The organism is Halomonas sp. M20, assembly GCF_020622265.1.
In the GTDB taxonomy this organism is placed as follows: Bacteria; Pseudomonadota; Gammaproteobacteria; order Pseudomonadales; family Halomonadaceae; genus Modicisalibacter.
Genome location: NZ_JACNMQ010000003.1, coordinates 445055 through 459059 on the forward strand (window position 1 = coordinate 445055; position 14005 = coordinate 459059).

Consider the following 14005-nt stretch of genomic DNA (forward strand, 5'->3'; position numbering starts at 1 on the left):
GATTAGCCATTCATACACGACTCAACAGCACAAGGAAGACTTCATGACCACGCCCATCATTTTCGACACCGATCCTGGCGTCGACGATGCCCAAGCGATTGCCATCGCTCTGGCCCATCCCGATATCGAGCTGCTGGGATTGACCACGACCTACGGTAATGTGGATATCGATACGGCGACCACCAATGCCTTGCTGGTATCAGAGCTTGCCGGGCAGCAGATTCCTGTCGCCCAGGGCGCCGCTGCACCCCTGGTCAAGACCAAGCACCCGGCGCCGGCGCATATTCATGGTGCCAACGGGCTGGGCGATATCGCGCTTCCCGCGGTTCAGGGCAAGGCCATGTCGTCGAGCGCTGCGGAGTTCATCGTCGAACAGGTCAATGCTCGCCCGGGCGAAATCACTCTGGTGGCGGTAGGCCCGCTAGGCAATCTGGCGGCGGCACTGCAACTCGATCCGGCGATAACCGGCAAGGTGAAGCAGGTCGTGGTCATGGGCGGATCGATCAAGGAAGGTGGTAACGTCACGCCGGTGGCCGAAGCCAACATGTTCAACGACCCTCATGCCGCCTCACGCGTGTTGACGGCGGGTTGGCCGCTGACCCTGGTGGGGCTGGATGCCACCCAGCGCTGCGTGCTGAGCCCGGCGGATATGGAAAAGATTGCCGCCGGTCAGGGTCGCCTGGGTGAAGTGCTGCAAGGTAGCTACGGTTTCTACAGCGATTTCTATCGTGAATTCCTGGGTATCGATGGCTGCTGCCCTCACGATAGCTGTGCCCTCGCCTGGTTGATGCGGCCGGAGCTATTCACCACCGCGCGCGGGCATCTTAGCGTCGAGACCGACGGTTTCGCCGAGGGCCAGACCATCTTCGCGCCGGAAGGCCGCCCCTTCCTGGGCGAGCGCTGGTCACAAACCCCGGTGGTCGAGGTTTGTCTTACTGCCCAAGGCGACAAGGTGGTTGAGTGGATCGTCGAGACATTGAGCTGATCGCCTTTTCAAGAGGCGTTGAGGAATCGCTGAATAAATTGCCGAACGAAATGAAGCGCGAGGCGCACGGAGCACAAAAAACTAGACATAACTGGAGGTTAGGCGAGTTTTTGAGCACCGCGCAACGAAGCGACTCGTTCGTGCAGGCATTTAGTCAGGGTTTCCTTAGTCGGTTGTGAAGCTCGAATACTCACACCAGTCAATGTTGTCGACCTGAACCTGGGTCACCTGCGCTGCGGGTGGCCCTTGTCCTAGCCATTCGATCATCTGATCGACCTTCTTTGTCTCACCGCAAACCGTCACCTCTACGCTGCCGTTAGCCAAATTGCTGGCACGCCCCGCAAGCTCCAACTCTTCGGCGCGTTTTTTCACGGCATGACGAAAGCCCACACCTTGAACCCGGCCGCTGACGATGGCGTTGACGCAATGCTTGTCCATGCTGCTTCCTCCCTGTGCTGACATGAACGCCATTTTTAGCATTATTGCGGTCGTTATCCAAAACCGGGAAATCTCGCCTAGTTTGTCTTAGTCTGGAAGCAGTAAGCCTTGAGCTTTCAATCCTTTCAAGCGGAGTAAATAACAATGACGCTCTTCGCCCATCCGGATTTCGATCATCACGAGCAGATCGTTTATGGCCATGATCGGGCCAGCGGTCTGCAGGCGATCATCGCTCTTCACAATACTTACCGCGGTCCAGCACTAGGCGGGCTGCGCATTCATCCCTACCCAACGGAGGAGCGGGCTCTTGCGGACGTGCTGCGCCTAGCCCGTGGCATGACCTACAAGTCCGCCCTGGCCGATCTACCCTTAGGCGGCGGCAAGGCGGTCATTATTGCCGACCCAAGGCGGCACAAGTCTCCCCCGTTGCTCGAAGCGATGGGCCGATTGATCGAAACCCTGGGCGGGCGTTACATCACTGCAGAAGACTCCGGGAGCAACGAGCAGGACATGAAGACAATCGCCGGTGTCACCAGGCATGTCTCGGGACTGCGCCGTCAGGGCGGTGACTCCGGTGATCCATCACCGTTTACCGCTTGGGGTGTTTTCAATGCGTTGCGCTGTGCGGTACGCCATGGCCTGGAGCGCAATGATCTGACCGGCCTGCGCGTCGCGATCCAGGGTGTCGGCAATGTCGGAGCTCATCTTGCCCGTCATCTGCACGCCGCGGGCGTAAAGCTGGTGCTTGCGGATGTGGATACGCAAGCCGTAAAGCACCTGGCCAACGAGCTACACGCCGACATAATGTCTCCGCTCGATGTTTTCGATGCGGATGTCGATATTTTTGCCCCCTGTGCCATGGGGGCCGTGCTCGATAAACGAGTGTGTGAACGATTGAAAGCGGATATCGTCGTTGGCGCCGCCAACAACCAGCTCGCCACCCCGGAAATGGCGGACCGGCTGCACCAGCGGGGGATTCTCTATACCCCGGATTACGTCGCCAACGCGGGCGGGCTCATCGAAGTGGCCTGGCAGCGCCGGGAGGACTACCATCACGACTCGGTCATGGCCCATATTGCGGGTATCGAGCGTACGCTTGACGAGATATTCGATCGCGCCGACCGTGAGCAGTGCAGCCCCGCGCCAATTGCCGACCGTTTAGCCGAAGAACGTTTTTCTCCAGGAATAGCCTGATTTCCCTACTTTTTTATTTGGGGCTCGCCCTTTTGGAAGCGCTCCCGGGGCAGTACTTCCCGCTTGACCCGCACCGCCATGTTGCGAGGACGGATGGTTTTCCCCTTCTCTTCGAGATGAGCGCGGGTCAACGCCGCGCCGAACAGCAGAATCAGCGATGAGTAGTAGACCCAGAGTAGAATCAATACCACGGAACCTGCGGCCCCGTAGGTCGAAGCTGTGGCCGTATAAGCCAGATAAGCGGCAATACCAAAGCGCCCCAGGGAAAACAGTATCGCGGTAATAATCGCGCCCAGCATCACATCGCGCCAACTAAGCACGACATCAGGCAGCACCTTGAAAATAGAGGCAAAGAACAGTATGACCGCGAGCAATGAGAGAAGCTGTTCCGCTCCTCCTACCAGCCCTTTTACCCAAGGCAACCAGCCGCTAGCAAATTGAAATACCGCCTGAACCGCTACCCCGGTAACCAACGAAACCAGCAACACGAAGCCGATGGCCAGCACGACGGCAAGGGATAGAAGGCGACTCTTGAGGAACAGAAGAAGACCGTTACGATCCGGCCGCGGAATCACGCCCCAGATAGTATTGAGTGAAAACTGCATCTGGGCAAAGACCGTCGTGGCCCCTACCAGCAATGCAACAAATCCTAGCAGTGTCGGTATGATGCCAGAGGTTTCGATACGCGATTGAGTAACGGCATCTTCAACGGCACTCGCGGCGCCAGGCCCCATGACCCCGGAGAGCTGAGCAACAATTTGTCCTTGGGCGGCATCTTCACCGAGCACCAGACCGATGACCGTGACGGCGATGATGATGGTAGGCGCAAGGGAAAATAGGGTATAGAAGGCCAAGGACCCCGCATAGCTGAAGGCGTTGTGATCCAGCCAGAGTTGAACTGCGTTGCGTACGATGCGAAACCAACTGGCAATCTCATTTTTTATCATGGTCACTTCTTCCTTGAGTCTGGCTCTTGACTACTTCTTCACTACTACTGCTTGGTATATACGGTGCTGCATAAACAGACAATACGCTAAACATCATTCGATTTGCATCGCCGCTCCCGAGCACGCAAGACACTCCATAATACCGTTAACCAGGATACGTACATGACGATGCCGCTATCAAAAGCGAGAAATGTCTGGGTTACACCGAATCCCATGTAAGCTACCGGCAGTGCCGCTCCTGCAATGGCGAAGGCTCGCAATCGAATATCCGGGCTGCGCAGACGCCTTGCAAACAAAAACAACGGTACCAGATAGAGTGCCAATAGCGACGCCAGCCCGCCGATTCCCCGCTTGAGCCAGCCGTCCAGCACATCGTTGTGAACATGATCGAACTTTTCCAGGTAAGGGTGAATCGTCCCTTTTTCGATCAACTCGTCTCGCGCCTGTAAATAATCTGATTCCCCCCAGCCCAGCAATGGTCGCTCGGGGATCAAAATGAGCGCGCTACGCCACATTTCCAGGCGAGCGCCCACGGAGTTCGTCGCATCTCCTTTTTCTGCGAATTCCGCGTAACTACTGAATATGCGCTGTACCCGCTCCTGAACTCCCAGGTGAGGAATCGCATAAGCGGCCACTGGACCAACCAAGAAGAAGATTGCCAGCCCCATCAACCAACGCCTGGATAAATGCTGGCCGTATCCCAGATACAAGACGCCAAGCATGAAAGGAAAGCATAGCCATCCTCCGCGGCTACCGGAAAGAAAAGAGCCCAGGATTCCACTGGCCGCGCCAATCACCAAGAGGATGCACCATGCCAGCCGTCCGCTGCGCGTACTCCGGCTCAATGCCCAGCCCAACCCCGCGAGGCAGAAAAATCCCAGCAACAGGCTAAGATCGCCAAATTGAATGGCATCCACGGAGCCGAATCCGCTGGCACGTCTTTTGCCGTCAATGAGCGTCTGCCAACTCGCCCAGCCACCTGTGAGCAGGCTGCCCAACGCCATTCCGATCCACATTGCCGCCGCCGAGGGTGGAAAGGCCAGGAGCAACAGCAAGCTGGGAATAGCGAGAAAAACATAGATAGAACTCTCTACTAGCGCTGGAGACTGCCTGTCCAACCAGAACCCCAGTATGCTCACCCCGGCATAAAACAGCAGTGTCCCGATAATTGCCCATTCCTGCCGGCTCAACGCAGATCCTGAACGCAGAATCGGCAACAAGACGCTACCTGCCACTAACAGCGCGGGTCCGACGAAATACCCCAAGGGAAGAACCAGCGCCACCGCGCCCAATAAGAATACTGCCAAACTTGTATAACGGATCATGCTCTCTCTCGTGTTCATTGCCTTGTGGCTCGCACAATGCCCGACCATAATGGCCTGTCAGATTGACCGCCATGAACGACTCGCCAGATCAACAGCAATGGCAATCGCGCCGGACCCAAACCTAATGCCCCATTATGACTTCGACTGCCTGGTCTTCATCGGCCGCTTTCAACCTCCCCATCTTGGCCATCTGGCCGTACTGAATGAGGCGCTCAAGCGCGCACGCCAGGTCATCGTACTCAGTGGCTCCGCCTGGCAGGCCCGGTCGCTACGCAACCCCTGGCGTTTTGAGGAGCGGCGCGACATGCTGCGCAGCTGCTTCGACTCTCAGGAGAATCAGCGTCTCGAAATTGCTCCACTGCTGGATGCGCTCTATAACGACGACGTCTGGGTGCGTGACGTACAGCGCAAGGTCCGCGATATTGCTCGACCTTCTCAAGGAAAGCTACCGCGTATCGGTCTTATCGGCGCCAGTCGCGGACAATCGAGCTATTATTTGAGTTTGTTTCCGCAATGGGAATCGGTCAGTGTGCCTTTGGTAGAAGGAATCTCGGCTAGCCGAATTCGTGAGCGGCTGTTTCGTTCAAGTGCCTCGGCGTCGGATTATCTCTCGACCGGTGGCGCGCACGATTTACCCCCGGGCGTACATCGTGCCCTGAACGCCTTTCAGAACACTGGGTTCTACCGTCAGCTACTTGAGGAGCAGCATCTGCTCGAGCAGTATCGCAGTGCCTGGGCCGAGGCCCCCTATCCACCCATTTTCGTCACCGTGAATGCGGTGGTCGTCCAGTCGGGGCATGTCCTGTTGGTCAAGCGCACGGCGGCCCCGGGCAAAGGGCTACTGGCATTGCCCGGCGGATTTATCAGCCCTCACGAACGCTTGCTCGATGCCTGCCTGCGTGAGCTGCGCGAGCGCGTGCGTCTCAAGGTACCGGAACCCGTGCTCAAAGGATCACTGCGAGGCCAGCGGTTGTTCGACGAGCCGCATCGCAGCTGGCGAGGACGCACCTTGGCCGAAGCGTTCTATTTCGCCCTGCGTCCCGACCAGCAACTGCCGCGCCTGAAACCGGTCAAGGGCGGTGATAATGCACGCTGGGTCGCTCTGGCGGATCTTGAACCCGACACCCTGTTCGAAGACCATTTCTTCATCATTCAGAACTTCCTGGGGCTACCCGCCGGCGGGCTGAGCCCATGACGAGAGGCGCTCAGACGCTCTTCGATCGATGATTGGCGTGCCTGGATCAGCCTCCGGCTCAGGCCTGGAGCAAATCCTGCGGCAGCGTCATCATCTGCTTCCATAGCTTCTCGGCCCCGGGTTTATGCACCAGGGAACAGCGATAAAGTCGCACTTCAAGAGGGATATCCCACTCTTCGCCGCCAGCCCGAACGAATCGTCCCGTATCAAGCTCCGTGCGGATACAGAAATCGGGAATCCAGGCCATGCCTACCCCTTGCAGCGCCATCCCCTTAAGCCCTTCCGCCATGGCGGTTTCGTAGATCGTCTTTAGACGCAGGCGCAAAGGATCGTTCTTCAGCAGTATGCGAACACTGCGCCCAAGAAATGCCCCCTGAGTGTAAGCGAGATAGGGGATCGCCTCATTGCCACCCAGAGGGAAGCGCGGCTGCCCCTGCGCATCGGGCAGGCAGATCGGTATCATCTTGGCGTTACCAATGGAAAAGGACGGAAATATTTCCCCGTCGAGTTGCATGGTGGCGTAGGGATCATGGTAGCCGAGCATGAGGTCGCAATTGCCTTCCCGAAGCACATGGATGGCATCGCCAACGTTCATTGCGACCAAACGTGTTGGCAGCTCTCCTACCCCTTTTTGTAGGCGAGAAATCCAACGAGGGTAAAAATCCAGTGCCAGGGAATGAGCGGCCACAACATCCAGGGCTTCGTTGGCGATCGAAAGGCCGCGTAAATGTCCTAGGCTTTCATTGAGCTGCTCGACCAAATTGCGGGCGGTAACGACGAATAACTGCCCTTCTGGTGTCAAACCGATGGGGGTTGTTGAACGATCCACCAAAACAGTGCCGACCGCTTGTTCAAGAGCGCGAATGCGTCGGCTGAAAGCCGGCTGAGTCACATGACGTTGGCGTGCTGAAGCAGAAAAGCTGTGCGTATTGGCCAGAGCGACAAAATCTTCCAACCATTTGGTTTCAAGGTTCACCGTGGCTCCCTAGTCCATAATTGTCAACACGACTGAAATTGATGGTTCTAACCGGTAAAATCAATAGTTTACTTAAAGCCGGGCAAGCTTGCCACGAGCACTCTTTGATTTATTGGACTGGGGAAAACAAGTAAGCGGCACGGGAGACGAGCTTGCGCCACAAAGGACGCTGCTGCATCTCATCCAGTGTTATTTCCCGGCAGTTGGTAAAATCATGTTCGAGCATTTCCCTTATTTCACCGGCAAAATAACGATCAGGAATGAAGGCAGTAATTTCAAAATTCAAGCGAAATGATCGGTTATCTAAATTGACTGTACCAACCGCCGCACTATGTTCATCAATGAGCATAATTTTCTGATGTAAAAATCCAGGTTGATAACGGTATATTTTCACACCAATCTTGAGCATGTCCGGCAGAAATGAAAACGCGGAAAGATATACGAGGAGATGATCGGGGCGTTCAGGGATCATCACTCGTACGTCGACACCTCGCAGTGCCGCAAGACGCAAGGCATCCTGAACGCCTCTATCCGGTACAAAATAAGGACTCGTCACCCAGAATCGATGCTGCGCATTGTGAATGGCGTTTTGTACCAGAAGACTGGCGGTTTCCTGGCTGTCCGCTGGCCCAGAGGGCACGATCACTACGTCGTGACACTCTTCGCAAATCACCCGAGGCTGCCAATCCAGCGCAATGACACTGCCCGTCGCCCAGTGCCAGTCTTCCCAGAACGCTTCCTGCAGACCCAACACACTGGGGCCCGAAAGGTTGATGTGTGTATCGCGCCAAGGCCCGTGGCGAGGGTCCTCGCCGAGATACTCTATCCCGACGTTGAACCCACCGGTCCAACCGAATTTACCATCGACGACCATGACCTTGCGGTGATTGCGAAAATTGAGCTGGAAACGGTGCCGAATCCCACGTGACGAGTTGAAAGCGCTGACCTCGGCGCCGGCCTTGCGCAGATCATTCAGATACCCTTCTCCCAATCGCCGAGACCCCACTTCGTCATACAGGAAATAGATCCGTACACCCTGCTCGGCCTTCTTTTCCAACCGCCGTTTGAGCTCGAGCCCCAGGCGGTCCTGACGAATGATGAAGAACTGAATCAGGATATAGGACTCGGCGGCATCGATCCCCTCAAACAGGCTTGCGAACGTATCCTTGCCATCGATCAAAAGCTCTACCCGATTACCGGTAGTCAACGGCATCTGCGCCAGATGTTCCATGGCGCGCACGTTGCCTTCTCGGGCATCGACCAGATAAGGATCGATCAGTGGCCGATAGCGTACCAGCACACGGCGCAAGGCGCTGTCGCGCTCACCTCGGGCTGATACATAACCGTAGAAACGCGGCCGACCAAACATCCAGTAGGCCGGAACTGCTGCATAGGGAAAGGTTATCAATGTGACGATCCAGGCAACCGCCCCCTGGGAAGTCCGGCTCGACATCAGAGCCAGCAACGCAGACAGCGCTCCCAGAAGATGGATCAAAAAAATGCCAAGACCTAGCAGCCAGGCGGCCATTACCTCTCCCTAGCAAGGCATACAGAACGGTGTAGTCCAGGCAAGGCCTCGCCGATCGTGAGGCCTTGCGCTATAGAAAAGTCACTCTATCAAACCTGGGCGGCAATGATCTCTTTCCATCGTGCCGGTCCGGTCTGGTGAACCGACTCGCCCTGGCTATCCACCGCCACGGTCACCGGCATATCCTCTACCTCGAACTCATAGATCGCTTCCATGCCCAAATCTTCGAAGCCGACTACTCGCGCCTTCTTGATCGCCTGAGCAACCAGATATGCAGCGCCCCCAACGGCCATCAGGTAGACCGCCTTGTTGTCGCGAATCGCTTCGATAGCCATCGACCCACGCTCAGCCTTGCCTACCATACCCAGCAACCCGGTTTGTTCGAGCATGGTGCGGGTGAACTTGTCCATCCGCGTGGCGGTGGTGGGTCCAGCCGGGCCAACCACCTCATTGCCCACTGGATCCACGGGGCCAACGTAATAGATGAAACGCCCCCGCATATCCACCGGCAGCGGCTCGCCCTTGGCCAGCATATCCACCATGCGTTTATGCGCCGCGTCTCGTCCAGTCAAAAGCTTGCCAGAAAGCAGCACCGTATCGCCAGGCTGCCAGCTCTGTACGTCCTCGGCAGTCACTTCATCGAGATTGACTCTTCGTACGTTGTCGTCCACCTCCCAGGCAATTTCCGGCCAGTCTTCCATTTTTGGCACCGGCAATTGAGCAGTACCATTTCCATCGAGGGTGAAGTGTATGTGCCGAGTAGCGGCGCAGTTGGGAATGATCGCCACCGGCTTGTTGGCCGCGTGGGTGGGATAGTCCTTGACCTTGATATCCAGCACGGTAGTCAAGCCGCCCAGCCCCTGGGCTCCGATACCACTCTTGTTGACCTTATCGAACAATTCCAGGCGTAGTTCCTCGGCGCGATCGGCTGCACCGCGGGCTTGCAGTTCCTGAATGTCGATAGGATCAAGCAGCGATTCCTTGGCAAGGGTCATGGCCTTTTCTGCAGTGCCACCGATCCCGATACCCAGCATGCCCGGCGGACACCACCCTGCCCCCATCTTGGGTAGCTGCTCGAGCACCCAGTCGACGACATTGTCCGAGGGATTGAGCATCGCAAACTTGGATTTGGCTTCGCTACCGCCGCCCTTGGCGGCCACGTGGATTTCGACGGTATCCCCAGGCACCAGCTTGTGATGAATGATGGCGGGTGTGTTGTCGCCGGTATTGCGGCGCTTGCCATCTGGATCTGCCAGGATCGAGGCCCGTAGCACGTTATCTGGATGCCGATAAGCGCGACGCACCCCTTCGTTGATCATGTCATCCAGGCTCATGTCACCTTCCCAGCGTACATTCATGCCGATATGGGCAAATACCGTGACGATGCCGGTATCCTGGCAAATGGGTCGATGCCCGGTGGCACACATACGTGAATTGATCAGGATCTGAGCGATGGCGTCCCGGGCTGCCGGGTTTTCCTCGCGCTGATAGGCCTGATGCATGGCATCGATGAAATCTTTGGGGTGATAGTAGGAAATATACTGCAAGGCATCTGCAACGCTTTGAATCACATCGTCTTGATGAATCACGGTCATGAGCTTGAGGCTCCTGGCAAAGGTATATTTAACGTCTCGAATTGTACCTCATTTCATCTAGAGTTAGAGTTTCAAACATGAAAGATAACGGTATAAATAGTGTTAACCCCCTAGATAGGCACGCCGAACATCATCGTTGGCCAGCAACGCCTGGCCGCTGTCCGCCAGGACTACGCGTCCGTGCTCCAATACATAGCCGCGATCGGCAATCGACAGTGCCTTATGGGCGTTCTGTTCGACCAAAAAGATGGTAGTACCTTCTTCGCGCAGCTTGGCGATGATCTCGAATATCTGTGCGATGATGATTGGCGCCAGCCCCAGGGAAGGCTCATCGAGCAACAGTAAACGCGGTCGGCTCATGAGCGCGCGGGCGATGGCCAACATCTGCTGCTCGCCCCCGGACATGGTGCCGCCACGCTGGTTGAAACGCTCTTTCAAGCGCGGAAAGAGCGTCAGCACATGCTCGATGCCCTCGGCGATCTCGCGCTTGCTGCGATAGTAACCGCCCATGGCCAGGTTCTCTTCCACTGTCATGCCGGTGAAAATACGTCGCCCTTCCGGAACGACGGAAAGCCCGGAGCGCATGATGCGGGAAGTGGGCCAGCCCTGAATCTCCTCGTCTTCGAAGCGTATCCTGCCGGAAGTGGGAATCGGATCGCCGCAGATCGACATCAACAAAGTGGTCTTGCCGGCCCCGTTGGATCCTACCAGGGTGACGATTTCCCCCTGGTTCACTGCCAGAGAAACCCCATCCAGCGCCTGTATGGGGCCGTAATGTGTCGTGAGATCGTCGATTTCAAGCATTGCTGTCGTCATGGTCACTCCTCGCCCAGATACGCCTTGATCACCTCGGGGTTACGCCGAATTTCCTGCGGCGTACCATCGGCTAGGGGCTTGCCCTGATTGACCACATAAATGCGATCGGAAATATCCATGACCAGACTCATGTCGTGCTCGATCAGCAACACCGTGATGCCCTCTTCCTGCTTGAGCCGGACGATCATGTGATTGAGATCTCGCGTCTCGTTCGGGTTGAGTCCCGCTGCCGGCTCATCGAGCATCAAAAGACGGGGCTGAGTCACCATGCAGCGGGCAATCTCAAGACGCCTCTGCTGCCCATAGGCCAGATTGCCGGCTTCGCGGTTGGCGAAGTCGATCAACCCCACTCGTTCCAGCCAGTGGGCGGCCCGCTCCATCACTTCCTGCTCTCGCCGGCGATACCCTTTCGTGAGCAGCAAGCCCTTGAGCAGATTGCGCTCTGTTTGCATGTGCTGAGCGACCAAGAGGTTTTCGATGACCGTCATTTCCTTGAACAGCCGCACGTTCTGGAAGGTACGCACCATGCCGGCCCGGGCGATCTTGAAGCCGGGCAGACGCTGCATGGGGCGCCCCTTGAACAGCACCTCGCCACTCGTTGGGCGATAGAAGCCGCTGACGCAGTTGAAAACCGTAGTTTTACCGGCGCCATTGGGACCGATCAGCGAGACGACCTCTCCGGTGCGAACCTCCATGCTGACCTGATCTACCGCCAACAAGCCACCGAAACGCATGGAGAGATCGCGCACACTGAGCAATTCGGATTCAGCCACGTTTCAACTCCATCTGCGGGCGTTTGAGCGGTAGCAATCCTTGGGGGCGCCACACCATCATCATCACCATGATCAGCCCGAACAGCAGCATGCGATATTCGTTGAACTCGCGGGCGATTTCGGGCAGCAAGGTCATGGCGATCGCGGCCAGGATTACCCCCAGCTGAGAGCCCATGCCGCCCAGTACGACGATTGCCAGCACGATGGCGGACTCGATGAAAGTGAAAGATTCAGGGCTGATGAACCCTTGTCGTGCGGCGAAGAACGCACCGGCAAACCCCGCAAAGCTGGCGCCGATGGTGAAAGCCGACAGCTTGATACCGGTAGGATTGAGCCCCAAGGACCGACAGGCAATGTCGTCCTCACGCAGCGCCTCCCAGGCGCGGCCGATGGGCATGCGCATCAGACGATAAATGACATAGACAGTCGCCAGGGAAAGCAGCAAGGCCAGGATGTATAAGTACATCACCTTGTAGCTCGGATCGTAGGGAATACCGAAGAATTCGTGGAAAGGAATATTGCCCTCATCGGCCCGACGCGAGAATTCCAGGTTGAACAGCGTCGGCTTGGGGATGCGTGAAATGCCGTTGGGCCCGCCGGTGAGTTCCGTCCAGTTGTTGAGCAGGATACGAATGATCTCGCCGAACCCCAACGTCACGATGGCGAGATAGTCGCCTCTCAGCCTGAGCACTGGAAATCCCAGCAGGTACCCGAACAGCGCCGTCACGATGCCGGCGAGCGGCAACGCCTCCCAAAATGAAAAGCCAAGATAATTATTGAGCAAGGCATAGGTGTAAGCGCCTACCGCGTAAAACCCGACATATCCCAGATCGAGAAGCCCAGCCAGACCCACCACCACATTGAGCCCCAGCCCCAGCATCACATAAATCAACGTCAGAGTGGCCAAGTCTATCGCGCTACGCTCTGCAATAAAGGGAAACAGCAATAGCGCACCGATGACCAACGCGATCATCAGACGTCGCTGAGCATGATTTCTGAGTAGGGGTGGCAGCGTGAAGCGGGATCCAGCCCAGGTCTGGCGTCTCAATGCTTCGATTTTGGGGCGAAAGAGCTGATGAAAGAACACTACGACCACGGCAACACCCAACCACAGCCAGGTCATGGGTCCTTCTACCGCAACGATAGTATTGACGCCTTGGGAGCGCAGTTCGACACCTAGCACCGAGGCGCCCAGTAAAAGCGTCAGCCCTGCGGAGAAGCCGGCATGCAGTAATTGACTTGCCATCAGATCTTCTCCACTTCCGGCTTGCCAAGAATACCCCAGGGGCGAAACAGCAGGATCAGAATCAGCAGACCAAAAGCCACCACGTCCTTGTACTCGCTAGAGAGATAGCCGCCAGTGAGGGCTTCGGCGATACCGAGAATCAGACCGCCCAGCATGGCGCCGGGAATGCTACCGATCCCGCCAAGCACCGCAGCGGTGAACGCCTTGAGCCCGGCAAGAAAACCGATGTAAGGGTTGACGACACCGTAGTACATCCCCAACAGCAGCCCTGCCACGGCGGCCAAGGCTGCACCGATGACGAAGGTCATGGAGATCACAAGATCGGTGTTGATTCCGAGGAGATTGGCCATGCCCCGATCCTGGGAACAGGCACGACACGCACGACCAAGGCGCGAGCGGGAAATGAACAGCGCCAGTGCGCCCATGCTGAGCAGCGTGACGACGAAGATGATGACCTGCATGTAGGAGAGGTTGACGACAAACCCCTCACCACCGAATTCCCAGCCCCCGGGTAACAAATTGGGAATCGCCTTGTCCCGGGAGCCTTGCGCCAGCCGCATATAATTCTGCAGAAAGATCGACATGCCGATGGCGGAGATCAACGCAATCAGCCGTTTCGAACCGCGTACCGGTCGGTAAGCGACCCGCTCCACCGCAAAACCGTGAGCGCTGGCAACAATCATGGATACCAGCAGGGCCGCCACGATCAGAAACAGCGTGTTGTCGATGCCCATCATCGCCAGCCCGGTGATGACGATAAAAGCGATGTAGGTGCCGATCATGTAGATTTCGCCGTGGGCGAAATTGATCATGCCGATGATGCCGTAGACCATGGTGTAACCGATAGCGATCAGCGCGTAGGTGCTGCCGATCGTCAGGCCATTGATGGTCTGCTGCAGGAAGTAGAGGAGTTCATCCATGGAGATTACCTGCAAAACATCGCCCGGTCAGTTTGTGACCGGCCGGGCGAGAATCGTTGTCATTGTC

At 56.9% G+C, this 14005-nt stretch carries 13 protein-coding genes; 3 read left to right on the plus strand and 10 right to left on the minus strand.

Annotated features, from left to right (window positions below; genetic code table 11):
* Window positions 1-43: 43 nt before the first annotated feature.
* On the plus strand, window positions 44-985 hold the full coding sequence (locus H7850_RS10900; RefSeq protein ID WP_227369556.1) for a nucleoside hydrolase: 942 nt from the start codon (window positions 44-46) through the stop codon (window positions 983-985).
* A gap of 165 nt (window positions 986-1150) precedes the next feature.
* Here H7850_RS10900 and H7850_RS10905 read toward each other — a convergent pair whose 3' ends face one another.
* On the minus strand, window positions 1151-1423 hold the full coding sequence (locus H7850_RS10905; protein ID WP_227369557.1) for an acylphosphatase: 273 nt from the start codon (window positions 1421-1423) through the stop codon (window positions 1151-1153).
* A 144-nt stretch (window positions 1424-1567) separates the two neighbouring features.
* Between H7850_RS10905 and H7850_RS10910 the strand changes: the two genes are divergently transcribed.
* A complete protein-coding gene (locus H7850_RS10910) occupies window positions 1568-2617 on the plus strand; it encodes a Glu/Leu/Phe/Val family dehydrogenase (RefSeq protein ID WP_227369558.1) in 1050 nt (349 codons plus the stop codon).
* Between the two features lie 5 nt (window positions 2618-2622).
* Here the strand turns inward: H7850_RS10910 and H7850_RS10915 are convergent, their stop codons facing one another.
* Both H7850_RS10915 and H7850_RS10920 read right to left on the minus strand, forming a co-directional pair.
* Complete coding sequence (locus tag H7850_RS10915; RefSeq protein WP_227369559.1) at window positions 2623-3564, minus strand: YihY/virulence factor BrkB family protein; 942 nt, start codon at window positions 3562-3564, stop codon at window positions 2623-2625.
* A gap of 86 nt (window positions 3565-3650) precedes the next feature.
* Window positions 3651-4889 carry an O-antigen ligase family protein gene (locus H7850_RS10920; protein WP_227369560.1) on the minus strand — a complete coding sequence of 413 codons (1239 nt, stop codon included), beginning with the start codon at window positions 4887-4889 and terminating at the stop codon, window positions 3651-3653.
* 124 nt (window positions 4890-5013) lie between these two features.
* Between H7850_RS10920 and H7850_RS10925 the strand changes: the two genes are divergently transcribed.
* The gene (locus H7850_RS10925) at window positions 5014-6084 is read left to right on the plus strand and encodes a bifunctional nicotinamide-nucleotide adenylyltransferase/Nudix hydroxylase (RefSeq protein WP_227369561.1); all 1071 of its coding nucleotides are present in this window, start codon (window positions 5014-5016) and stop codon (window positions 6082-6084) included.
* Window positions 6085-6142: 58 nt separating this feature from the next.
* Here H7850_RS10925 and H7850_RS10930 read toward each other — a convergent pair whose 3' ends face one another.
* From H7850_RS10930 to livH, 7 genes are all read right to left on the minus strand, one after another.
* Window positions 6143-7060 (minus strand): LysR family transcriptional regulator, encoded by a 918-nt coding sequence (locus tag H7850_RS10930; RefSeq protein WP_227369562.1) that lies wholly within the window; start codon window positions 7058-7060, stop codon window positions 6143-6145.
* A 109-nt stretch (window positions 7061-7169) separates the two neighbouring features.
* Window positions 7170-8588, minus strand: a complete 1419-nt coding sequence (gene cls / locus H7850_RS10935) for a cardiolipin synthase (RefSeq protein WP_227369563.1) — start codon at window positions 8586-8588, stop codon at window positions 7170-7172.
* An 89-nt stretch (window positions 8589-8677) separates the two neighbouring features.
* Complete coding sequence (locus tag H7850_RS10940; RefSeq protein ID WP_227369564.1) at window positions 8678-10183, minus strand: fumarate hydratase; 1506 nt, start codon at window positions 10181-10183, stop codon at window positions 8678-8680.
* Window positions 10184-10285: 102 nt separating this feature from the next.
* Window positions 10286-10987, minus strand: coding sequence for an ABC transporter ATP-binding protein (locus H7850_RS10945; protein WP_227369646.1), 702 nt, complete (start codon window positions 10985-10987; stop codon window positions 10286-10288).
* A gap of 14 nt (window positions 10988-11001) precedes the next feature.
* Window positions 11002-11772, minus strand: coding sequence for a high-affinity branched-chain amino acid ABC transporter ATP-binding protein LivG (livG, locus tag H7850_RS10950; protein WP_227369565.1), 771 nt, complete (start codon window positions 11770-11772; stop codon window positions 11002-11004).
* Entirely contained in the window at window positions 11765-13018 is a 1254-nt protein-coding gene (gene livM / locus H7850_RS10955; RefSeq protein WP_227369566.1) for a high-affinity branched-chain amino acid ABC transporter permease LivM, read from the minus strand. The genes livG and livM overlap by 8 nt, the downstream gene beginning before the upstream one ends.
* Window positions 13018-13938: a high-affinity branched-chain amino acid ABC transporter permease LivH gene (livH, locus tag H7850_RS10960; protein ID WP_227369567.1), complete on the minus strand. Its 921-nt coding sequence runs from the start codon at window positions 13936-13938 to the stop codon at window positions 13018-13020. Before livH ends, livM begins: the two co-directional genes overlap by 1 nt.
* Between the last annotated feature and the right edge of the window lie 67 nt (window positions 13939-14005).

Bases quoted from the DNA above. Each gene is read 5' to 3' on its own strand.
- H7850_RS10945 (WP_227369646.1), bottom strand. From the start codon at position 10,987: ATGCTTGAAATCGACGATCTCACGACACATTACGGCCCCATACAGGCG.
- H7850_RS10920 (WP_227369560.1), bottom strand. From the start codon at position 4,889: ATGATCCGTTATACAAGTTTGGCAGTATTCTTATTGGGCGCGGTGGCG.
- H7850_RS10940 (WP_227369564.1), bottom strand. From the start codon at position 10,183: ATGACCGTGATTCATCAAGACGATGTGATTCAAAGCGTTGCAGATGCC.
- H7850_RS10900 (WP_227369556.1), top strand. From the start codon at position 44: ATGACCACGCCCATCATTTTCGACACCGATCCTGGCGTCGACGATGCC.
- H7850_RS10910 (WP_227369558.1), top strand. From the start codon at position 1,568: ATGACGCTCTTCGCCCATCCGGATTTCGATCATCACGAGCAGATCGTT.
- cls (WP_227369563.1), bottom strand. From the start codon at position 8,588: ATGGCCGCCTGGCTGCTAGGTCTTGGCATTTTTTTGATCCATCTTCTG.
- H7850_RS10905 (WP_227369557.1), bottom strand. From the start codon at position 1,423: ATGGACAAGCATTGCGTCAACGCCATCGTCAGCGGCCGGGTTCAAGGT.
- livH (WP_227369567.1), bottom strand. From the start codon at position 13,938: ATGGATGAACTCCTCTACTTCCTGCAGCAGACCATCAATGGCCTGACG.
- livM (WP_227369566.1), bottom strand. From the start codon at position 13,018: ATGGCAAGTCAATTACTGCATGCCGGCTTCTCCGCAGGGCTGACGCTT.
- H7850_RS10925 (WP_227369561.1), top strand. From the start codon at position 5,014: ATGCCCCATTATGACTTCGACTGCCTGGTCTTCATCGGCCGCTTTCAA.
- H7850_RS10915 (WP_227369559.1), bottom strand. From the start codon at position 3,564: ATGATAAAAAATGAGATTGCCAGTTGGTTTCGCATCGTACGCAACGCA.